General features: G+C 59.8%; 14 protein-coding genes, 1 tRNA gene and 2 pseudogenes. 8 read left to right on the forward strand and 9 right to left on the reverse strand.

The features are described 5' to 3' along the window. Positions 1-49: 49 nt before the first annotated feature. On the forward strand, positions 50-1,459 hold the full coding sequence (gene mapR, locus BUB69_RS04670; RefSeq protein ID WP_073162841.1) for a GntR family transcriptional regulator MpaR: 1,410 nt from the start codon (positions 50-52) through the stop codon (positions 1,457-1,459). Between the two features lie 200 nt (positions 1,460-1,659). Here mapR and BUB69_RS29290 read toward each other — a convergent pair whose 3' ends face one another. Beyond that, a complete protein-coding gene (locus BUB69_RS29290; protein WP_175561650.1) occupies positions 1,660-1,776 on the reverse strand; it encodes an efflux RND transporter permease subunit in 117 nt (38 codons plus the stop codon). A gap of 164 nt (positions 1,777-1,940) precedes the next feature. On the opposite strand from BUB69_RS29290, the gene BUB69_RS04675 reads away from it, so the two are divergent. The 3 genes from BUB69_RS04675 (at position 1,941) to BUB69_RS04685 (ending at position 7,242) form a co-directional block, all read left to right on the forward strand. Further along, the gene (locus tag BUB69_RS04675) at positions 1,941-3,620 is read left to right on the forward strand and encodes an AMP-binding protein (protein WP_073162843.1); all 1,680 of its coding nucleotides are present in this window, start codon (positions 1,941-1,943) and stop codon (positions 3,618-3,620) included. A gap of 641 nt (positions 3,621-4,261) precedes the next feature. Continuing rightward, positions 4,262-4,504: a hypothetical protein gene (locus BUB69_RS29085; protein ID WP_084537046.1), complete on the forward strand. Its 243-nt coding sequence runs from the start codon at positions 4,262-4,264 to the stop codon at positions 4,502-4,504. A 44-nt stretch (positions 4,505-4,548) separates the two neighbouring features. Continuing rightward, the gene (locus tag BUB69_RS04685; RefSeq protein WP_073162848.1) at positions 4,549-7,242 is read left to right on the forward strand and encodes a glycoside hydrolase family 3 protein; all 2,694 of its coding nucleotides are present in this window, start codon (positions 4,549-4,551) and stop codon (positions 7,240-7,242) included. 20 nt (positions 7,243-7,262) lie between these two features. Here BUB69_RS04685 and BUB69_RS04690 read toward each other — a convergent pair whose 3' ends face one another. The 3 genes from BUB69_RS04690 to BUB69_RS04700 form a co-directional block, all read right to left on the reverse strand. Next, positions 7,263-7,910, reverse strand: coding sequence for a TetR/AcrR family transcriptional regulator (locus tag BUB69_RS04690; protein ID WP_073162851.1), 648 nt, complete (start codon positions 7,908-7,910; stop codon positions 7,263-7,265). Between the two features lie 32 nt (positions 7,911-7,942). Then, positions 7,943-9,304, reverse strand: coding sequence for an MATE family efflux transporter (locus tag BUB69_RS04695; RefSeq protein ID WP_073162853.1), 1,362 nt, complete (start codon positions 9,302-9,304; stop codon positions 7,943-7,945). Positions 9,305-9,490: 186 nt separating this feature from the next. Further along, positions 9,491-9,566 (reverse strand) — tRNA-Asn (locus BUB69_RS04700). A gap of 172 nt (positions 9,567-9,738) precedes the next feature. On the opposite strand from BUB69_RS04700, the gene BUB69_RS04705 reads away from it, so the two are divergent. The 3 genes and pseudogenes from BUB69_RS04705 to BUB69_RS29470 all read left to right on the forward strand — a co-directional run. Continuing rightward, the gene (locus BUB69_RS04705; RefSeq protein WP_073162856.1) at positions 9,739-11,364 is read left to right on the forward strand and encodes an NADP-dependent glyceraldehyde-3-phosphate dehydrogenase; all 1,626 of its coding nucleotides are present in this window, start codon (positions 9,739-9,741) and stop codon (positions 11,362-11,364) included. A gap of 482 nt (positions 11,365-11,846) precedes the next feature. After that, positions 11,847-12,716: pseudogene (locus BUB69_RS29465) on the forward strand (HAMP domain-containing protein); the annotation flags it as partial. A gap of 315 nt (positions 12,717-13,031) precedes the next feature. After that, positions 13,032-13,577, forward strand: a pseudogene (locus BUB69_RS29470) (methyl-accepting chemotaxis protein); the annotation flags it as partial. Between the two features lie 312 nt (positions 13,578-13,889). Here the strand turns inward: BUB69_RS29470 and BUB69_RS04715 are convergent. The 5 genes from BUB69_RS04715 to BUB69_RS04735 all read right to left on the reverse strand — a co-directional run bounded on the left by BUB69_RS04715 (position 13,890) and on the right by BUB69_RS04735 (position 20,512). Beyond that, positions 13,890-14,762: an energy transducer TonB gene (locus BUB69_RS04715; protein WP_084537054.1), complete on the reverse strand. Its 873-nt coding sequence runs from the start codon at positions 14,760-14,762 to the stop codon at positions 13,890-13,892. Positions 14,763-14,767: 5 nt separating this feature from the next. Further along, on the reverse strand, positions 14,768-15,214 hold the full coding sequence (gene tolR / locus BUB69_RS04720; RefSeq protein WP_073162860.1) for a protein TolR: 447 nt from the start codon (positions 15,212-15,214) through the stop codon (positions 14,768-14,770). Positions 15,215-15,223: 9 nt separating this feature from the next. Next, positions 15,224-15,922, reverse strand: a complete 699-nt coding sequence (tolQ, locus tag BUB69_RS04725; protein ID WP_073162863.1) for a protein TolQ — start codon at positions 15,920-15,922, stop codon at positions 15,224-15,226. Between the two features lie 87 nt (positions 15,923-16,009). After that, positions 16,010-17,932, reverse strand: a complete 1,923-nt coding sequence (locus BUB69_RS04730; RefSeq protein ID WP_073162866.1) for a phytase — start codon at positions 17,930-17,932, stop codon at positions 16,010-16,012. A 63-nt stretch (positions 17,933-17,995) separates the two neighbouring features. Then, entirely contained in the window at positions 17,996-20,512 is a 2,517-nt protein-coding gene (locus BUB69_RS04735) for a TonB-dependent receptor (RefSeq protein ID WP_073162868.1), read from the reverse strand. Between the two features lie 394 nt (positions 20,513-20,906). Here BUB69_RS04735 and BUB69_RS04740 point away from each other — a divergent pair, with 394 nt between their 5' ends. Continuing rightward, the gene (locus BUB69_RS04740) at positions 20,907-21,821 is read left to right on the forward strand and encodes a GGDEF domain-containing protein (RefSeq protein ID WP_073162871.1); all 915 of its coding nucleotides are present in this window, start codon (positions 20,907-20,909) and stop codon (positions 21,819-21,821) included. Positions 21,822-21,824: the final 3 nt, after the last annotated feature.

Genomic DNA, 21,824 nt, shown 5'->3' on the forward strand with positions numbered 1-21,824 from the left:
AATAGGCGGCTTCGCGCATCATGCCGTTGCCTCCCTCTCGACGCACTCTATGAAACGCTACGAAAAATTTGCCGCCGACATTGCCGAAATGATCCGTAGCGGGATTCTGCCACCCGGCGAAAAAGTCCCCTCGGTCAGGGTCGCGAGCCGCCGCTATTCCGTGAGCCCGACCACGGTTTTCAAAGCCTACTACCTGCTTGAAGACAAAGGCCTGATTCAGGCCCGTGCCCGTTCAGGTTATTACGTTCGCGAATACGGTCCGCAGACCATGACCGAACCCGAACTGGTCAGGCACGTCAGCGAAGGCACCGAGGTCGGCGTCAGCGAGTTGATCTTCTCGGTGCTGGCGTCACTCAAGGACCCTGACACCGTTCCCTTCGGTTCCGCCTTTCCCAGCCCGCACCTCTACCCGCTGCCACGCCTGGCAAAATCGATGGGCGCGGCAGTCCGGGCAATGACGCCCGCGGCGATCATCAATGACATGACCACCGGCAATGCCGACCTGCGTCGGCAGATTGCCTTGCGCTACATGATCGGTGGCACGGGACTGTCTGCCGACGAACTGGTGATCACCAACGGTGCCATGGAAGCCTTGAATCTCAGCCTGCAATGCGTCACCGAACCGGGTGATCTGGTTGCCATTGAGGCCCCGGCGTTCTATGCGTGCCTGCAGGTTCTGGAGCGGCTGAAGCTCAAGGCCGTGGAAATACCGGTGCACCCGCGTGACGGCGTGGATCTGGACTCCCTGGAAGACAGCATGAGCCGTTTGCCGATCAAGGCCTGCTGGTTCATGAGCAGTTTTCAGAACCCGTTGGGCGCCAGCCTTCCTGCGGAAAAACAGGCCCGTCTGTACGAGCTGCTGGACACGTATGACATCGCGCTGATCGAAGACGATGTTTATGCAGAGCTGTATTACGGAACCACAGCCCCTCACCCGATCAAGAGCCTGGACCGCAGTGGACGGGTCATGCATTGCGGATCGTTCTCCAAAACCCTCGCGCCCGGCTATCGGGTCGGCTGGGTTGCGGGCGGGCGTTACACCGAACAGATCAATCGCCTCAAACTCATGACCACCCTGTCGCCTTCAGTCCCCGCGCAGGCTGCGATTGCCGACTACCTCGATCATGGTGGCTATGACCGGCACTTGAGAAAGCTACGCGACACGCTGGAAATTCAGCAGGGCGCCATGCTTGCGGCGGCCGCCCGCTACTTTCCGGCAGGCACTCGCGTGACGAAACCGGTCGGCGGCTATTTTTTGTGGTTCGAATTTCCTGAACAGGTCGATTCGCTCCAGTTGTTTCAGAAAGCACTGGCGCAAGGCATCAGCCTGGCACCAGGGCCGATCTTTTCACCTTCACAGCGTTTTCGTAACTGCGCGCGCCTGAATCACGGCAGTCCATGGGATGACCGTTGCGAGCAGGCGATGGCGACACTGGGCCGGATTCTCGCTACGTTCTGAAGCCGCCATCGACAAACTGATCTCTTTTTTTATTCGCTTTCTGAATCTGTACCATTTTCTACCAGCCACCGATAATTGCCCTGCGATCCACACCGATCAACGAAGAGGTTCTCATGGGCAAGATGGCATTGGGTTTACTGGCATTTCTGGCATTCACTATTGCAGTCGGGCTATTGGGGACGATACCGCCGTCCTGACACTCAGTGCTTTTCCTCACCGGGCTTGAGCTTGTCGAACAACAGCCAGTAAAGGGTGGGAATCAGCCCCAGGGTCACCAGCGTACCCAGCGCCAGCCCACCCATGATGGTGATTGCCATACCCTCCCACAGCGTTTGCTGCTTCACGCGGCGGCGACGCTCAATTCATACCGCGTCTGTTCCAGTCACTGCACTGGACATCATCACAGCCATGACGTTAACGTAAGCGGCAATCAAGATACGCAGTCATCACATCTCAACAATAAAAAGACCGAGGATGCGACATGCTGAGCTATTGCGCTGGAGTGCAACACCCACCCCTGCTTGAACACACCATCGGTACCGCGCTGTCGGAGGCTGTCACGCGCTGGTCAGAGCAAGACGCGCTGATCGTGCCCTTCCAACAGGTGCGCTACAGCTGGCGCGACCTCGGGCGCGAGGTCGATACGGCGGCTCGCGCCCTCCTCACGCTTGGGGTCGAAAGAGGTCAGCGGGTCGGCATCTGGGCACCCAATTGCGCGCAATGGTGCATCACGCAACTGGCCAGCGCGAAGATCGGCGCAGTACTGGTCAATATCAATCCGGCCTATCGTACCTCTGAGTTGACCTACGCGTTGCAACGTTCCGGCTGCTCGTGGCTAGTGACCGCAGACTGCTTCAAGGACTCGGATTACCACGCCATGCTCGTGGCAGTCGTCCCACAGCTGTTGAACCGCCAGCCTGGACGCTGGACAAGCGAAGATCTCCCGGACTTGCGCGGTGTCATCAGCCTGGCCGACAACCCGCCGTCCGGCATGCTGGCCTGGCACACGCTACCTTCGCTTGCAGACTCGACGAGCCCTGACGCCCTCCAAAGGCGCGCCGCCAGCCTCAGCGCGCAGGACCCGATCAATATCCAGTACACCTCGGGCACCACCGGCTTTCCAAAAGGCGCCACGCTGAGCCATCGCAATATTCTCAATAATGGCTACATGGTCGGGTACAACCTTGGCCTTGGCTCGACAGACCGGCTGGTCATCCCGGTGCCGCTTTACCACTGTTTTGGCATGGTGATGGGCAACCTCGCCTGCCTCACTCATGGCGCGACGATGATTTACCCGGCCCCTGCGTTCGAGCCTGTCGCGACACTGGAAGCGGTAGCCAGGGAGCGGGCGACATTCCTGTACGGCGTGCCGACCATGTTCATTAAGGAACTGGATCTGCCCGAACGCCAGTCGTTGGACCTTTCCAGCCTCAAGGGCGGGATCATGGCAGGCAGCATCTGCCCCATCGAAACCATGCGCCAAGTGATCGACCAGATGCACATGAGCGGGGTGCAGATCGCTTACGGCATGACTGAAACCAGCCCCGTGTCCCTGCAGACAGCCAACGACGACCCGCTGGAGTTGCGGGTGAGCAGCGTCGGGCGCACTCAGCCACATCTGGAACACAAGGTCATTGATGCCGCCGGCAATACGCTGGAACGCGGTCAGGTGGGCGAGCTGTGCACGCGTGGTTACAGCGTCATGCTGGGTTACTGGCAGGACGACGAGGCCACGGCCCGAGACCTTGATGCCGAGGGCTGGATGCACACGGGCGACCTGGTGCAGATGGACGCTGACGGTTACGTGATGATTGTGGGGCGTAGCAAGGACATGATCATTCGGGGCGGCGAGAACATTTACCCGCGTGAAATCGAAGAACTGCTGCTGCAACATGCCGATGTGGCTGAAGCCTACGTCGTCGGCATCCCGTGCGAGCGCTACGGCGAAGAACTGGTGGCCTGGATCAGGCTGCATCCGGGACGCCCAACGGACGAGCAGGCACTGCGTGAGTTCTTTCGCCCACGGGTTGCCCATTTCAAAGTGCCCAGGCATGTGCTGTTCGTCGACAGCTTTCCCATGACCGTCACCGGCAAGGTGCAGAAATTCAGAATGCGGGAACTCAGTGTGCTTCATCTCGCTGAAGGCCACGAGAAGAATTGAAAACAGGCCGAACGGGCGTTGTATCGTTCGGCACATGATTTTTCAAACGCAAAAACTCGTCAGTTACAAAAACACCACCTTTCCAAAAGGCAACTTTCCAAAAGGCAACTTTCCCACGCGTGAGCTGCAGATAAAAACATGACATATCCGACGTAAATTTTTATTTAAAAACATACTTCAGCGTTATTGACGCACGTATTGAAACTGTTGAGTGATCATTACGCATTAACATCAAGAGTCTTTTACCTGGCAACAACTTTTCAGGGTTTTCATTCAGGCTGCATAGGTTATCAGGCCTCTAAACCTAATCACAGTTAGGTTTAGCATAAAGGCGAATCATAGCTATTTATTTAAGATATGCACAATTTTATTAATTTTTTCTGATATAAAACGACAAAAAATACTAAAATACACGTCAATTACGCTTTCCCTTCGCCCCCTGACGGTTGAAAAAACCCACGCAGATCACCCTATAGCCAAATGGCATCATTTAATAAATTGCGCTTCCGGAATATTTTATAAAAAGCTGAACTTCTGCCGTTCTTTCGTGACTGACTGTCCTGTCGGCAGCGAGAGCGCTGCGACCACTCAAAAATATTTCCCTGCCACCCTCCATCGAGATGCCATTGATGATTCGATCCATGCTGCCCGTTTTAGGCGCTGCGCTTCTGTGCGCGCAAAGTTTGTCTGCGCTCGCGGCCGATTCAATACCAACCGCCAACACTGCAACCTCAGACGCCCATATACGACTGCAAGTAGAGGCGACACGCGACCAGCTTTCAGGCGCGAACACAATCACCCCTTCAACAAAATCCGGGGCTGCCGCTTTGCTTGATGCCCCCGTCGACACTGATGACGCTCCGGCGCAGGAGCAACGTCCTTGAACCCGTCCGGCCTCTCCACATCTTGCCTCAGGAAAACACCTGCCTTGTCAGCCCTCAAACAGACTTTGCGCCTTAGCCTGCTGACCTTCAGCGTCATGCAGGCCAATCTGGTGCTGGCTGCTGTCACGCCCGCCACCGGCAATGAAGTCGAGGCGCGTGTCAGTTCGATCCTCGACAACATGAACACGTCGGAAAAGATCAACTTCACCCGTGTGAACGACGGGCACATGATCCCTTCCCTGCTCAAGTGGGGCATCAAGGGGACGGTTGCCTACGACTCGTCCATGGGCGTGCACGTCAACAACGCCACCTTCGGCGCGCAGTACCCGTCGCAGTCTGCACTGGCGGCCACCTGGAGCATCAACCGCGCCAAGGAATTCGGCCTGGCGATTGCCTACGAAACCCGTATATCCGGTGGACAGCAGATGCTTTCGCCAGGCGTGAATCTTTATCGCACGCCCTACAACGGCCGGTCAGCCGAGTACGTGAGCGGTGAGGATCCGTTCCTCGGTGCAGTACTGGCACCCGCCATCGTCAACGGCATTCAGGTGCAAGGCATTCAGGCCAGCGGCAAGCATTACCTGGCCAACGAACAGGAAGCCAACCGTCAGGCTGTCAACGTGATCGCTGACGAACGCACCTTGCGCGAGCTTTACCTGCCGGGTTTCGAGTCGATGGTCAAGAACGCCAATGTCGCGTCAATCATGTGCGGCTTCAACAAGGTTAATGGCGACTACGCCTGTGAAAACCACCACTTGATCACCGACGTGCTCAAGGGAGAGTGGGGTTATCAAGGTACGGTCATCAGCGACTTCAACGCCATTCATGACGCGTTCAAAGGTGCATGGGCCGGCACCGATATCGACATGCCTTCCGGCCTGCAATTTACCGAAGCCAACCTGCTGCCTTACCTGTGGAGCGGTCAACTGACCCAGAACGTCATCGATGATAAGGTCAAGCGCAACCTGCGCGCGATTGTCAGCTACGACTTCCAGGAAAACCTCAACACCGCCAAGACGCTCGATCATCCCGAGTACGGCATGCGTGCCGCGTTGAACACCGCGCGTGAATCCATCGTGCTGCTGCGTAACGAAAACACCACTGCCGGCAAACCGCTGCTGCCACTGGCGCGTACGGCAAAAATTGCGGTCATCGGCAACTGGGCACACGACGCACCCGCCTCGCCTTTCGGTACCGCCAACTCGCCGCCCAACAGCTACGTGACTGAACTGAGCGGTCTGCAGCAACTGGCATCCAGTAGCGCCAACGTGACCTATCTGCCCGAACTGAGCCTGAATCCGGCCAGCTCGGCCTGGTATCAGCCGGCAACCGGCAGCAACGGGATCAGCAATTCAGGGGTCAAGGCCGAGTACTTTTCCAACACCGGTTTCTCGGGCGACCCTGCACTGACTCGCGTCGAGCCTGGCGTGAACCTGAACTGGACCACCGGCACCAACATCACCGATGCGGGCACCACGGCTGTGTCAGGTTTCAGCCCCGCTGCCGGCGCGTTTTCGGCGCGCTTCACATCGGTGATCAAACCCACCGTCTCTGGCCCGCAGGTCTTCAAAGTACGTGCAGACGGCCCGTACAAGCTTTGGGTCAACGACGAACTGGTGGTGCAAAGCGATGGCGTGCCTTATTCGTCGGATGTGGTAAACGCACTCACGACCTCGGGCAAGACCGCCGCCCTGACAGCAGGCAAGTCGTACACGGTCAAGCTTGAGTACAAACGCGTGCAGGGTAACTTCATCCCGGCACTCGGTGGCGTCACCGGCGTACAGATGAGCTGGGCTTCGCTGCGTCCGCCCAAGGATCTGTCGACCTACGATGCGGTGGTCGTCGCCACGGGCAGCACCTATGAAAACGAAGGCGAAGGTTCTGACCACGGTTTCGACCTGCCAGACCAACAGGCCGAACTGGTGAGCTACGTGGCCAAGGCCAACCCCAATACCATCGTCGTGATGCACGGCGGCGGCGTGGCGAACATGCAGCCTTGGGCCAGCAAGGTCGGCGCCACACTGCAAGCTTGGTTCCCCGGCCAGCAAGGCGGTCAGGCACTGGCCGAGATTCTGTTCGGCAAGGTCAACCCGTCAGGCAAGCTGCCTATCACCATCGACAAGAAAATCGAGGACAACCCGAGCTACGCGTCGTACCCCGATCCGGCCGCTTACCGTGGCGACAAGGCACTGACTGAAATGACCTACAGCGAAGGCCTGTACCTGGGCTATCGCGGTTACGACAAGAAGCACGCCAGGCCGCTCTACCCGTTCGGTTACGGCCTGTCCTACACCACGTTCGGCTACAGCGACCTCAAGCTGTCGACCAACGTGCTGACGCCGGGCTCCACCATCGACGTGAAGTTCACCCTGACCAACACGGGTGACAAGGCCGGTTTCGAAGTGGCGCAACTGTACGTGCAGCCGGTTAAACCCGCCGTCGATCGCCCGGAAAAAGAACTCAAGGGCTTCACCAAGGTGTACCTGCAACCGGGTCAGAGCAAGACGGTCAGCATCCCGATCGACTCGCGCTCGCTGGCCTATTACGTGGACAAGACCGCAAGCTGGGACGTAGACGCCGGAAAGTACAAGATTCTGGTCGGTGCGGACTCGGAGCATCTGACGCTCAATCAGACCCTGACCACTCTGTTCCCGGAAACACTCACCACGCGCGACAGCAACCCGCTGCCGTTGCCGCTGCGCAAGGCAGTACAGGTGTCGGCTTCACAGAAATACTGAGGGTGTAGGTCGTTAGTGGCTCACGGACGAGCCTTTATATCCCTTCCAAGGCGTTGCACGTAAACGTCGAAAACCGCCATCACGTCCACGTCTTCAGGGCACCTGAGCCACTGAATCTGCAAGCCGTCCATGACCGAGAAGATCTCCTGGGCCAGAGCTTGCACGTCGATATCCGCTCGAATCTCGCCCGCCGCTTTCAACGCATTCAAATGACCACGTGCATGCTGGTGGGTCAGGTGAAATCGCTCGTTGTGCCAGGACCAGGCCGGGTGCGAGGGTGAAAGGCTTTCGGTGTTCATCAGCAACGCCGCCTGACACTCGGCCGCATCCTCGATGCTGAAACTCATGCTCAATTTGATGAACTTCAGAAAACCTTCAAGCGTCGGCTCGGTGGTCAGGTCCTGAAATCTGGACACCACCCGTTGATCGCGACGCTCCAGCAGCGCATAGAGCAGCGCTTGTTTGTTGGGAAAGTGATGCAGCAAACCCACGGTGGTGATCCCTGCCAGCGTCGCCACATCACGCATCGAGGCGCTCGAATAGCCGTTGCGAGCGAAGATGATCGTGGCCGCGTCCAGCAAGGCCGTTCTGCGCATGTCACCCTTGGGGGCACGGCGGCGCTTGGGTTGCACTGCCGCTTCGGATTCATTCCCTGATTCTTCTGACATAAAACCTGATAACACCTTGAGCCGATGTGTCTTCAATGTTTCCCAGCGCCTGCAGCCTGGGCCCTGCGGGTGAAAAACCGCTTTGCGGTCACTGATGCGGTGAATATCGAAATCAGGGCGATCACGGCGTTACCCGCAAACATGCCTGGCACCGCGCCGCTGCCGCCGAACCAGTGAGCCCCGACGTACACGAACGGCACCGTACCGACTGTTGCACGCAGCCAGGCGAAGACTGCCACCAGCCATGAACGGTCCATGGTCATGAACACCGCGATCGCCACAAAGTCCAGGCCGATGATCACCCAGAGCGCGCCACCCAACCTGCAGTAATTCAAAAAAAACCTGCGCACCTCGCCTTCCAGCTGGTAGAGATCGGCGATGACGCCGCTGCACAATAGCAGCACCAGCCAGACTGCCACCCCGTAACCGACCACCAGCCTGCGGGTAAAGAGGATGGTCAAGCAGACGCGGTCATCCCGTTGCGCACCGATATTCTGCCCCAGTATCGGCGCCAGCGCGCCCGGCAATGCGAAAAAGGCACAGTAGGAGAATTGCAGCACGCGATCCATCACGCTCATCGCGGCCAGCGCCGAGGTGCCGAATGCGGACAACGAAGCGACCAGATAAGCCAGCCCCACCGGCGTCGCCAGATTGGCGGCCATGGCGGGCAGCGCCAGGCTGAAGGTTCGGCCTGCGTGATTGCGCAACAGCTTCAGACTACGAGAAAAGATCATGCCGATCCGCTTGCGCACCCAATAGACGCCCACGCAGGCAGACACACAACCGGACAGCGCGAACGCCAGCCCCGCCCCCTTCAGCCCCAGACCGAGCCCGAAGATGAACAGCGGATCAGCCACCGCCAGCGTCGCGGCACCTGAGAGCACCACACCCAGCGCACGGCGGTTATCGCCAACGGCCCTGAGCATCTGCGCCGACATCTGCATCACCGCTTGCAACACCGTTGCGGGCAGCGCCAGCCAGAGGAACCCGCGCGCCGCCTCATAAACCGCCGCGTCAGCGCCAAGCCAATGGGTCATCGGCATCATCAAGGCCAACTGCAGCGTCGCAGCCAGTCCAGACAGCACGAGCATCATCAGCATCAAGCTGGCGCAGAGCCGCGCCACCGACTTGGTCACCCGATGACCGATACGCGCCGACAACACCGCAGTGGCCGCAATGATGAAACCGCTCGCCAGAGACATATTGACGAACATCATCACCTTGGCAATGCCAACGGCCGCCAGCAACACGGGGTCGTGCAGCATGGAAACGTAGACCAGCGTCAGAATGTCGACCAGAAACACCGCGAACAGACTCAAGGCACTGGTGCTGGCCGTCACCATGATATGAAGCGGGATGGGGCCTTGGGTAAATGTCGCGCCAGCTTGGGCCATTACGCGCCTCTGAACAGACTGAGGTAAAAAGACCGGAGCGTGCCGTATAAAGACTCTTTGCGGTAGACGTCCTCTTCAGGACCGCGCTCATCCCACTGACGCCAAAACCAGGCACACACAAAAAACCCGCCATCTGGGCGGGTTTCTTGAGTGATTCCAAAGACTTGCTTTCTCTGGAATCTTGTCTGGCTCCACGACCTGGACTCGAACCAGGGACCCAGTGATTAACAGTCACTTGCTCTACCAACTGAGCTATCGCGGAATGAGCGCTATGTTACTGATTCACAAAACGAAGTCAAGCGAGCGCATGAATTTTTTTGCTAAAAGTCCGATGAAAGAACGCGCGCTCGTCGAGTCACGGGTTCATTCCTGCGCCCTAGGTGGCGTAGTGTGTTTGGCCTTCATCTGACACAACTCCATTCGAGGTAAAAGAGATGCCGCTCAATAGCCATCTTGAAACGCTCTTTCCTGCGATTGATGACATTCCTGAGCTCTATCGCCCGGGCACGCCCATCGAGCAGCGTGATTATCTGGTCGACGGAGAACTGAGGACCTGGAACGGTCCGCTGGCACCGGTGCGCAGCCCGGTGTGCATAAGAAGTAGCACAGGCCTTGAGCCGGTGATTCTGGGCAGCACGCCCCTGCTGGACGCAGCCACTGCGATGACGGCGCTGGACGCAGCGGTCAGCGCCTGGGACAGAGGCCAGGGCCGCTGGCCGACGATGCGCGTTGTCGAGCGCATTCAGCATGTCGAGGCGTTCCTGAAGCGCATGCGTGAGCAGCGTACAGCAGTGGTCAATCTGCTGATGTGGGAAATCGGCAAGAACCTCAAGGACTCGGAAAAGGAATTCGATCGCACCTGCGATTACATCGTCGACACCATTGAGGCGCTGAAAGAACTCGACCGCAGTTCCAGTCGCTTCGAACTGGAACAGGACACCCTCGGGCAGATCCGGCGCGTGCCGTTGGGCGTCACGCTGTGCATGGGGCCTTATAACTATCCACTGAACGAGACGTTCACCACGCTCATTCCCGCGCTGATCATGGGCAATACCGTGGTGTTCAAGCCCGCCAAGTTCGGCGTTTTGTTGATCCGCCCGCTGCTTGAGGCATTCCGGGACAGCTTCCCGGCCGGAGTCATCAACGTGATCTACGGCAGCGGTCGCGACACGGTGAGCGCGCTGATGGCCAGCGGCATGATCGATGTGTTCGCATTCATCGGCACCAACAAGGCCGCCAGCGACCTGAAAAAACTCCATCCGCGCCCTCACCGCCTGCGAGCGGCGCTGGGGCTGGACGCCAAAAACCCCGGCATCGTCCTGCCCGACGTGGACCTGGACAACGCGGTCAGCGAAGCGGTCACAGGCTCCCTGTCCTTCAACGGACAGCGCTGCACGGCCCTGAAGATCTTCTTCGTGCATGAAGATGTGGTTGAACAGTTTCTGGAAAAATTCCAGCAAAAGCTGGCCCAGCTCAAACCCGGCATGCCTTGGGAGCCAGGTGTTTCGCTGACGCCGTTGCCCGAGCCCGGCAAGACCGATTACCTGCAAGGTCTGGTGGCCGATGCGCTGGGCAAAGGCGCGAAGATCATCAACAACAGTGGCGCACGGGTCAGCGAGACCTTTTTCTACCCTGCGCTGCTGTACCCGGTCACACCCCAGATGCGTGTCTATCACGAAGAGCAATTCGGTCCGGTAGTCCCTGTGGTCGCCTACCGTGACCTGGAGACCGTGATTGATTACGTACTGGATTCAGACTTCGGCCAGCAGCTGAGTATCTTCGGCAACGACCCGGCGCAGGTCGGACGGCTGGTGGATGCATTCGCCAACCAGGTTGGCCGAATCAACCTCAATGCCCAGTGCCAGCGCGGTCCGGACAAATACCCGTTCAACGGTCGCAAGAACTCGGCCGAAGGCACGCTGTCGGTTCACGATGCCTTGCGCGTGTTCTCGATCCGCACCCTGGTGGCGACGAAATTCCAGGAAAGCAACAAACAGTTGGTCAGCGACATCATTCGCAACCGGGAATCCAGCTTCCTTAGCACCGACTACATCTTCTGAGGCCTTGATACCTGCATGCGCCGTCTTCGCGGCGCATGCTAAAAAAACGGGACGCCCTGGCGGCCAGTCCTGACACGATGCACAGCGCCCTGCGCGCAAACCTGTCACGCCAGTCGTCGCAAGACCGGGATATGGCATTTTCACCCTATCAAGAACTACCTCGCGAAGCCGACACCCCGGCATTACAGCCCTTCTCACGCGCAGGTATAACAATAATGGCCACGCTCAAGACCGTTCAGGCACGCTACACCGCTACATTCGTGGGATTCATGGCGCTGGTCATCATCCTGACCGTGTATGGCATCAATCAGTTCGTGACGCCCAGGCTCACGGCCAACGATGAAAACATGCTGACCGTCAAGGCAGCTGACATCAGCAATGAGATCAAGACCGAACTGGCCCGCGTCCAGGCACAGGCACGGGTGATCACCGAAATCGTCCCACAGCTGTCGAGCGACGACATCGACCGGTTACTGCCCTTCATGGTCAACCAATACGGTGAGGCCAAGGTGTTTGGCGGTGGTATCTGGCCATTGCCCAACGCCCGCACACCCGGTCGCGCCAAGCACAGCACGTTCTATCACCGCGATGCGTCCGGCAAACTGATCGTCAACACGCACTGGAACTCGCCCGAGTCGCTCAACTATTTCGAGCAGGGCTGGCACAAGGGCGGCCTGAGCTCGCCTGCTGGCCAATGCGCGTGGGCCCCGGCCTATCAGGACGCGGCCAGCCCCGAGCCACGCACCAACTGCGCCATGGCAATCACCAAGGATGGCAAACCCTGGGGCGTGTCGACCATCGACGTGACCCTGGGCTTTTTCAACCAGTTGGTCGAAGCCAAGGAGCGTGAAGTCAACGGCCGGATCATGATCATCGAAGCCGATGGCAAAATCCTCTCCAACGTGCCGGGCAGCAACGACAAGATCGTGCTGCGCAACATTTCGGAACTGGCGGGGCAGTCGCCGTTCATCAACGGTATCAAGTCGGCGCTGGCACTCAAAAGCGGCGGCACCACGCGTCTGACCTACGAGAACAGCGATGGCGAGGAATCGACCCTGTTCCTGATGCCGGTTGCTGGCACGCCCTGGTTGCTGGCCGTGTCGCAAAACACTGCACTGCTCAAGACCCAGAGCGAGACGGTCCTCAAGACCCTGGCCTGGTTGCAGATTCCGATGGTACTGGTGCTGCTGGTGCTGATGATCGTTGCGCTGGGCGCGCTGATGAAACGCCTGTCCGTGCTCAAGGCCAATATCGACACCCTGTCGGCCGGTGACGCTGACCTCACGCGTCGTATTGCCGTCAAAGGCCATGACGAAGTCGATCAGGTGGGCGAATCGGTCAACCGCTTTATCGCCTATCTGCAGCGCATGATGCTCGACGTCAGCACCTCGACCAGCGATATCGCCATCGGCATCGAGCAATTGCGCAGCCAGGCAGGCACCACCAACGCAATTCTGGTGCGCCATGCCAACGAAACCGATCAGGCGGTCACGGCGATTACCGAGATGTCCTCCACGGCCGACGAAGTGGCGCGCAGTGCTGCACAGACCGCCAGCTTCACGCAGTCCGCCAACGAGAACGCGCAAATCTCCAAAACCGTGGTGTCCGATGCGTCGGACAGCGTGAACGCACTGATCAGCGAGGTCGATTCGGCGACCAGCAAAGTGCAGTCGATGGAACAGGACGCCAAGCGCATCAACGCCGTGCTGGCGGTGATCGGTGAAATCGCCGGACAGACCAACCTGCTGGCGCTCAACGCCGCTATCGAGGCTGCACGCGCGGGCGAGCAGGGCCGCGGGTTTGCAGTGGTGGCCGACGAAGTCCGCGCCCTCGCCGCCCGCACCCAGGCCAGCACCTCGGAAATCAACGAGATGCTGAGCAGCCTGCAACAAGGCGTCAGCGCTGCCGTCGCTGCGATGGAAAAAACCCGTCAGAGCTGTCAGGCAACCGCAGGCAAAACCACGGCTGTGACCGCCGGGCTGGACGACATGACCAGTTCGGTCCTGCGCATCAACGACCTCAGCACCCAGATCGCCACCGCGGCCGAAGAGCAGAGCGCGGTGTCAGAAGAAATCAGCCGCAACATCATCGCGGTCAAGCACATCGTCGAAGAACTGGTCGAAGGCGGTTCAAGCAATGAACGCAGTACAGCGGCGCTGGCCGAGTCCAATACACGCTTGATTGCGCTGGTCAGGCGCTTCAAGGTGAGTTGATCCAGAGCAAGCCCGGAGTGTTTCGTGAACAGGCGAAACATTTTGGGCTCGTGCTGATATCAGATCTGTAGCCTGCGCTGTCTCGCTGCGAACACCGGACGGCGGCAGTCGGCTTGTCGGCGACGCGATTGTCCTGACACACCGCGTCGCCTCATCGCGGGCAAGCCCCCTCCCACAAAAAATCGCGTTTATTCAGTAGCCTGGAATTTTTCCATAGCGCTGTCTGGCAGCGGACGAATATCTGTGGGAGGCGGCTTGTCGGCGATGCAGTCGACGCGGTGTCAACGGTATTGCCACATTTACGCCGCTCTCTTACTTGATCCGATAATGAAACGTGTTCTTCACCCCGGACACCGTTACCGGCTTGCCGTCGACGATGCGTGGCTGATAGCGAAACGTCTCGGCAGCCGCCACTGACGGGCGTATGAACAGTGGATGGCAAGCGCCTTGCACCTGCGGGTTGACGACGCGGCCCTGGGGCGAAACGTCGTAGATCACCGTGCAGTCGCCTTCGATGCCTTTGTCCAGCGCACGCTCAGGGTAATCCGGAGCCTCCTTGCTCAGCGGCTGATACTGACTGCTGTCGGCAGCCGCCGCCTGTTGTGACTGTCGAGCGCGTTCGGCAGATTGCCTGGCCTGCTCCGCCTGCTGGTGCTGTTGCTGTTGCTGTTGCTCGGCGAGGCGCTGCTGGTCCTGCTGTGTTTGCTGTTCGACCTGTTTCTGCTGCTCGATCGCCCTCTTCTGCTGCTCATTGCGGCGCTGCTCGCTATCGCGTTTTTGCTCCTCGACCCGCTTGCGTGCCAGTGCAGCCTGTTCGATCTGCCGCGTCTGACGCTGCGTGTCCGGCTGCGGCGCGGGCGCTTCGACCGGCTTGACGACTGGCTTGGCAATCGGTGCAGGCTCGGCAACAGGCGCCGCTGCCTGAACAGGCTCAACCCTTGCAACAACCGGCTCAGGCAATGGCGCGACAGGCGCCGGAGCAGGCGGCAAAATCAGCAACTGCGTGGTCAGGGTTTTCACGGGCTCCGGCAGTTTCTGCCCGACAACCCAGCCCTGCATCAATGCCGCCAGCACGACGCCGTGCAGGGCCAATGCAACCGCCACCGCCAGCCCATGGCTGCGCCACCTCGGCCCGTTCAAGGTCTCGGGCCGGGACTCAGTCCAGTGAAAAGGCATTGAGGTCATGGCCGTCATTGCGGAGCCTCGGTCACCAGCCCCAACTGCGTGACGCCGCTGCGTTGCAAGGCCGACATGGCAGCGACGACACGCCCGTAATCGGCTTTGTCATCGGCTCGAATGAACACCTGGGTATCCGGACGCTCGGCCACCAGTTGCGCAATACGTCCCTGCATGTCTTCAAGGCTGGCGGCGTTGTCGGTCTGGGAGCGGGTATCGACGGTGTCGCCAAGGTTCCAGTAGTAGCCGCCTTGCGCCTTGACCGACAACGTCACGATGCGTTGCTGGGCATCACTGGCAAGTGCTTCACTGGCGACCTTGGGCAACTCGATCTTCACGCCCTGGGTCAGCATCGGCGCGGTGACCATGAAGATCACCAGCAGCACCAGCATCACGTCGATGTAAGGCACCACGTTCATTTCGGCTTTCGGGCCGTGTTTGCGTTGCGGTTTGACCAGCATGGCAAATCCTCAGGCCGCAGCGGCCATGGTCCGTGGCGCGGCCTGCAGAACGCGGTTCAGGCGCACCTGCAATTCGTTGCCGAAGCTGTAGTAACGGGCCGCCAGCGTATGGCCACGCGCGGCAAAACGGTTGTAGGCAATGACCGCAGGGATCGCCGCGAACAGACCGATGGCCGTGGCGATCAACGCCTCGGCGATGCCCGGCGCGACCGTAGACAGTGTGGCCTGCTGTACTTGGGAAAGGCCGATGAAGGCGTTCATGATGCCCCAGACCGTGCCGAACAGGCCGATGTAAGGGCTGACCGAGCCGACGGTGGCGAGGAATTGCAGGCCCTTTTCCAGTTGCAGTTCCTGCTCGCTGATTGCCACCTGCAACGAACGCTCGACCCCTGACAACACGGCTTCCGGCTCGGCATCGGCACGTTGTTTAAGCTGTACGTACTCGGCATAACCGGCGCGAAACACTTGCCCGACGCCATCGTCCTGTTCCTGTGCCGCATACAACGGCGCCAGGTCGGTTTCACTGCGAAAGCGCTGCTGAAAACGGTCCAGCGTGCGCTCGTAATGACGCAGCGCCAGGCTGCGCTGGATGATCAGGTACCAACTGAGCAACGAAGCCAGCAGCAAGGTCAGCATCACGGCCTTGACCAGCAGACTGGCATCGCTGATCAGGCTCCACAGGGTCATGTGTTCCAGGGTGGCGTGCATCGGGTTTTCCTCGTCTTGCAGTGCCGGCCTGTTGCGGTCGGCACGCGGGATGAATCGACTGTCTATCACCGTTCGATGACAAACGACTTACGGCAGCGACAGGGTTTTCACCACATCGGCCCAAGGTACGAATTTGAAGTTCTGCGCCTGCTCAGGCATGCGTTTGCGGCCGTCCTGCACCACCAGCATGCCGCGGCTCCAGGCACCGCCCAGAGGGGTCGAAGTCACTTCAATGCCATCGGTTTCAGAAGTCCCGTCGATACCGGCCCGGGCATTGAGTCCGACCCGAAATGCGCCGCGCAGGGCATACGGCGGCTCGGCATCGACCACCACGTAGCTGTCATTGCCCTGGCTGGAAATCACCAGATAGTCGTGCTGCTCGCTTTGATAAAACGCCAGCCCCTCGACGTCTGCGTGCAGCACATCGCCGACCTTGATGACGCTGGACAGCGTTGCAGGCTGGTCGGCACGGGCGTCCACCTCCCAGACGCCTACGTCTTCCTCGCCCAGAAACAGGCGTTGACGCTGATCGTCCGCCACACAGCCTTCCGGCTGGGTTTCAACCTTGAAGCGACGCACCAGCTCGCCCTGCGCCTTGCCGTCCGGCGCGCTCAGGCGGTATTGCAGAAAGCTGCCGTCCTTGCCATTGGCGAAGGCATACAGCTCGCCACTGGCTGGCTTGAACAGGCAGACGCCATAGATTTCCGCCAGCGGTGTCGGGATCTCGCCCGCCTCGCGCAACTCGCCCGTCGAACGGTCGATGCTGAACAGGCTCAGGCTGTTGCGATCACGGTTGCTGGCCACCGCCAGATCGACCTTGCGCTTGCCCATCATGAAGCCGGGCCGTACATCAACGTTGTTCAAGCGCCCCACCGGCAGCGACTGCAACTGTTTACCCTTGAGGTCATACGCCAGCAGGCCCTGTTTCTTATTGGTGCCCAGCACGCGGCTCAATGCCGGTTTCTGCGGATGCACCCAGATCGCCGGATCATCGGCAGCGTCGCCCTGGCGTGCGACCGGCTGGGTCTGCGCGGTTGGCAGTACAACGGGCAGCGCTGCCGGTGTGGCAACCGGCGTTGGCGTCCACCCCAGCGCGCCCTGATAGAGCCGCTCGCCGTCGTTGTCATTGACCAGCAGTTGCAACCCTGACTTGCCCTGATTCACCGACAGCCCTTCGGGCTTCTTGAGGTTCATCAGTGACAGTTCGCCCACCGGTGTCCAGCCCTGTGCCTGCTGCTGATAGAGGTGCAGGGCTTTGCCTTTGGGGTCCAGTGCCAGCAAGCCGCCGGGGACGATGGCCATGGCTCCGGCAGCCTGTTTGATCTCGCCGAACGGCTCACGCAACGCGACCGGCTGGCGCACCACATCCGCCTCGGGGTGCGCCGGGTAGGTCCACCAGCCGAGGTTCTGTTCGTTGACGTACAACTGATGCGCCGCATCGTCGACCTGACAGAACTCGGCGTTGGGCGGCAGTGGCAGATTGCGCACCAGACGGGGTGCGTCACTGAGCTGATCGCCTGCGCCCACCAGCCACTGCTCGCCCTTGCCCTCCTCGCCGATCAGAAAGACAAAGAGGTTGCGGGCTTCGTCGCGGTACAGGCACAGACCGGCTACGGAATAGTCGCGGACGGGCAAATAAACGGGCTTCGACCAACCACGCCTGTCGGCATCCAGTCGGGTCAGCATCGCCTGCTGACGAGCATTGTCCAGCGTCGCGACCAGCACCTGCGAGCCTGAGGCGCGGCTGTCCAGTCCTTGAAAGGAGCCGGGCAGTTGCGCCCGTTGCAGGCCTTGCTCATCAAGCAGCAACAGGCCGTTCTTGATACTCGCAGCCAGGCGTTGCGTGCCTTCGCTGCCCGGCAAGAAGGCCAGCGACTGCGCCTTGAACGGCTCGTTTTCGGCCCAGCGCGTCAGGGTCAGGTCCAGCGGTGGCGAGGCCTGTGCGGCCACGGCCATCAGGCCCGAGAGCAATGTCAGGCAAAGGGTTTTGGGTAACACCGAAATCATCATCAACGGTCGAATCCTTGAATGAGCCCGCATGGCCGCGCAGCTACAACGGCGCGGCCGAATCGATCAGAAATGGGTAAAGGTCAGGCCAACCTTGTAAGTCGGACCGTACTCTTCGTACTGGCCGTTGTAGGCGCGATGGCCGCTGTACACGAAGTACGGCTGATCCGTGAGGTTCTGCGCCTCGAAGCTGACCTTGAGGTTTTTGGTCAGCGAGTAGCGGGCGCTGAAGTCGATGAACGTCTGCGCATCGACGTACTGGTCGTGGTCCTTGTCGCCAATCGCAGCCAACTCATACAGGTAGGACGATTTGTAGTTGGCCGACAGACGCAGACTGAGCTTGTCGTTCTCCCAGCCGAGCATGACGTTACCAACGGTTTTCGACTGGCTCGGCAAGTCGATATCGCGCTTGCGGTTGGTGCCGGTGCGCTGGTCGAAACCGTTGATGCTGGCATCGGAGCGGCTCAGGGTAGCGTTTGCGCCCAGCAGCAAACCGTTCCAGGGTGCAGGCAACCAGTCGAGCTTCTGTGAATACGCCAGCTCAAGTCCGTAGAGCTTGGCCTTGTCGCCATTGGCGAAGGTGTTGGCTTCGGAGAAATTCGCCCACTGGCCCGTACCGGCCAGGTCAGTGTTGTAGACGAAGTTCTGAATGTCCTTGTAGAACACGAACGCCGACACCGTACCGGCACGGCCCATGAAGTGCTCGATACCCAGGTCCAGATTGCTGGATTCCAGCGGTTTGAGCTGTGGGTTGCCGAAGGAAGCTTCGTCGTCATCGATCACGAAACCGGGCGCCAGTTGCCCGAAGGTCGGACGCACCACAGTCTTGGTCCACGCGGCGCGCACCTGGGTATTCTTGTCCACTTGATAGCGCGCATGCAGGCCCGGCAACCAGTGGTGATAACGGCGGTTAGTGTCACTGGTTTCGAACTGCCCGTCGCGCACACCCGTGCCTTTGGCGTTCATCTCGGTGCCTTCATAGCGCAGCCCGGCGATGAAGCGCCACTTGTCGACATCCAGCGTGTTCATGAAGTAACCGGCGTTGATGTCTTCGCTGATGTCGAAGTCGTTGGCACGGGATTCAGACTGATCATAGGCGTCTGCCGCATTCAGGCCGCCAATCAGGCCCTTGACCGCGCCGGGACTGATGCCGCTGCCGAAGTTGCCCAGCCGGTAGTCGATCGTGCCTTTCTGAAACTGCGTCAGGCTCAGTTGATCGTCGCTGAGACCCTGATCGCCGAAATCCTGATACTTCCAGACCTCCAGGTCGTTGGTCTTGTCGCGACGGCTCACCTTGCCACCGAACTTGAATTGCGAGGCGTAGCCCTTCACATCGTAATCGCGGGCCAGGTCCAGACGCAGGTTCTTCTCCGTGTCCTTGGTGTTCTGCTTCTCCCAATCGACCTTGTCCAGGGTGAAGTTCGAATCATCGTAGAACGCAGGGCTGACAATCGGCCTTGGTTTGTCGCGGTCGTAAAAGCCGCTGTTCGAGAAGTCGTCGTTACCGGTAAAGGTCGCCCCGGCGATGTGGCCCGGACTGTCTTCACTGGACTCGCTGTAACCGGCCTGACCACTGAGGGTCCACAGTCCGAGCATGCGCTCGCCACCGAACACGTAGGACTGAATGTCCTGGGTTTCCGTACGCGCCTTGAGCTTGCGCGTGCCTTCGGCGTCGCCGGTCTGGCCTGCGGCCTGTGCGTCGGCGAACTCGAAACCGTTGGTGGTACGGACTTCATCGTCCTTGAAACGGCTGTACAGGGTGCGTAGGTAATAGTTGCTGACGTCGTCGGGCTTGTAATCGAAGTTCAGGCCGCCACCGGCGCGCTCGCGGCTGATATCGTAGTCGCGTTGCTCGAACTCCTGCAGACGCGCCCCATCCCAGGCGCCACCCGTCTCCACATTGTCGGAACCAAAATCGCGCTTCTGCCAGCTCAGCGCGGCCGCCACACCGAAGTTGTCGATGCCGTCGCCGAGGCTGAACCGATTACTCGCCGCACCGGAAAACTTCGGGCTGGTCTGGCGGGTGTTCTTGTCATAACTCGCTTCGCTGCTGCCTGTATAGAACAGGCCCTTGTGATCGAACGCCGACAGGCTCTCGACATCCACCGTGCCGCCCAGCGAGTTGGCGTCCATGTCCGGGGTGAGGGTTTTGATGACCGACAGCGACTGCACCAGTTCGGCCGGCAGTACATCCAGCGCCACGGCACGTCGACCGCTTTCCGGCGCGGGCACCAGCGTGCCATTGATGGTCACGCTGTTGAGGTCCGGCGCCAGGCCGCGCACGGTCACGAAACGCCCTTCGCCCTGATCCCGCTCGACGCTGATGCCCGGCAGGCGCTGCACGGCTTCGGCAACGTTCTGGTCAGGCAACTGCGCTACGCCGTCGGCATGCACCACGCTCTTGATGCTGTCGGCGCTGCGCTGTTCCTTGAGCGCGTTGTCGATACTGGCCGCCTGCCCCACCACTTGAACGTGCTCGGTGGCGTCCACTTCGGCGGCTTGCACACGTTCACCGGCGACGGCCAATGCCAGCCCGCTGAAGGTAAAGCCAACCAGTTGAGCCCTGCTGCGGCGCATGTACATGTAAATACTCCCCCAGAAATCCCGACGAGCCAGGCAAATTGGCCCGGCAACTGGAGGCGCAAGCTAGAGTCGCGCAATGACGTTTCTGTGACACGTGGGCGCAGCCCCCTGGAAAAGAAGGGTTTCAAGGGGGCAGCTCAGAGGCAAATGAGCTGATCTGACCTCGAAAAACAACGCACCCTATGCATGGCGGGACTCACTGGCGGACCGTAACCCTGCCCGCAGGGCTTGAAAACAAGGGCTTTACGACTTTCAGCCTGCTGTCTCGGCACAAAATACTGCGCAACGGGCATGAGCTGATTCGACCTTTTTGCGCAGGTGTCACCCGTCACGCAAGTGTCATGCGCATCTGTTTTGCTGGCCGACAGTCAGCACTTCAGGAGCACCGCCAGCCATGTTCAGGATCATCCAACCGCACCGCTGGAAACTCGCTGTCCTGCTGATCGCTTCCAATCTCGGCCTGCTGGCGTTCCTGGCCTTCGGCGACATCAAGTATTTCAGCGAATGGAAGTGGCTGGACATCATCGGTGAAGGCGGCTCGGCGCTGTTGTCCCTTGCCTGGCTGTTTCTGGTGTTCAAGAGCCGGCCCGCAGGTCGAGTCACGAACTACCTGTCGATTGGCCTGAGCTGTGTATTTTTCTCGTGGTGGATCGACGCACTGGACGAGTTCATTCGCCTGCCCAGCGAGATCGAGTGGGATCACTGGCTGGAGTCAGGCCCGATGCCGGTTGGCCTGATCCTGCTGACCATTGGCATCTATCACTGGCATCGCGAACAACTGGCGATCAACGCCCAGATGGAAAAGCGCGAACGCGGCTTTCGCGAGCATCGTTTGTACGACAAACTCACTCCCCTGGGCAGTGCGGATTACCTGAAGCGTCAGCTGGTACTGAGCCTGGAAGACAGCCTCACCGAACAACAGCCCCTGTCACTGCTCGCCGTAGACATCGATAACTTCAGCGCCATCAACAACGCCTACGGCCACGCCGAGGGTGATGAAGTGCTGTCGGCGCTCAGCCACCTGTTGGTCTTGAACCTGCGACGTCAGGATTTGCTCTGCCGCCTGGCGGGTGATCGGTTCGTGGTGTTGTTACCCAATACGGGCGAGAGTCAGGCCAGGCTGCTTGCGCTGGAACTGCAACAGGCGGTTGCCAGCCTCGCGCACAAGACCCGACTGCAAGGTGAGCGGCTGCATCTGTCGGCCAGTGTCGCCGTGGTGATGGCCATCAACGAAACGCCGGACAACCTGCTCAGGCGTCTCAACCTGGCGCTGGCCCGTGCCCGACACCCCATGACGCGTACCGCCTGAGGC

Source organism: Pseudomonas asturiensis (genome assembly GCF_900143095.1).
In the GTDB taxonomy this organism is placed as follows: Bacteria; Pseudomonadota; Gammaproteobacteria; order Pseudomonadales; family Pseudomonadaceae; genus Aquipseudomonas; species Aquipseudomonas asturiensis.

Bases quoted from the DNA above. Each gene is read 5' to 3' on its own strand.
- BUB69_RS04715 (WP_084537054.1), bottom strand. From the start codon at position 14,762: ATGACCTCAATGCCTTTTCACTGGACTGAGTCCCGGCCCGAGACCTTG.
- BUB69_RS04675 (WP_073162843.1), top strand. From the start codon at position 1,941: ATGCTGAGCTATTGCGCTGGAGTGCAACACCCACCCCTGCTTGAACAC.
- BUB69_RS04740 (WP_073162871.1), top strand. From the start codon at position 20,907: ATGTTCAGGATCATCCAACCGCACCGCTGGAAACTCGCTGTCCTGCTG.
- BUB69_RS29290 (WP_175561650.1), bottom strand. From the start codon at position 1,776: ATGGCAATCACCATCATGGGTGGGCTGGCGCTGGGTACGCTGGTGACC.
- BUB69_RS04735 (WP_073162868.1), bottom strand. From the start codon at position 20,512: ATGTACATGCGCCGCAGCAGGGCTCAACTGGTTGGCTTTACCTTCAGC.
- BUB69_RS04690 (WP_073162851.1), bottom strand. From the start codon at position 7,910: ATGTCAGAAGAATCAGGGAATGAATCCGAAGCGGCAGTGCAACCCAAG.
- tolQ (WP_073162863.1), bottom strand. From the start codon at position 15,922: ATGCACGCCACCCTGGAACACATGACCCTGTGGAGCCTGATCAGCGAT.
- BUB69_RS04705 (WP_073162856.1), top strand. From the start codon at position 9,739: ATGCCGCTCAATAGCCATCTTGAAACGCTCTTTCCTGCGATTGATGAC.
- BUB69_RS04695 (WP_073162853.1), bottom strand. From the start codon at position 9,304: ATGGCCCAAGCTGGCGCGACATTTACCCAAGGCCCCATCCCGCTTCAT.
- mapR (WP_073162841.1), top strand. From the start codon at position 50: ATGAAACGCTACGAAAAATTTGCCGCCGACATTGCCGAAATGATCCGT.
- BUB69_RS29085 (WP_084537046.1), top strand. From the start codon at position 4,262: ATGCTGCCCGTTTTAGGCGCTGCGCTTCTGTGCGCGCAAAGTTTGTCT.
- tolR (WP_073162860.1), bottom strand. From the start codon at position 15,214: ATGCTGGTCAAACCGCAACGCAAACACGGCCCGAAAGCCGAAATGAAC.
- BUB69_RS04730 (WP_073162866.1), bottom strand. From the start codon at position 17,932: ATGATGATTTCGGTGTTACCCAAAACCCTTTGCCTGACATTGCTCTCG.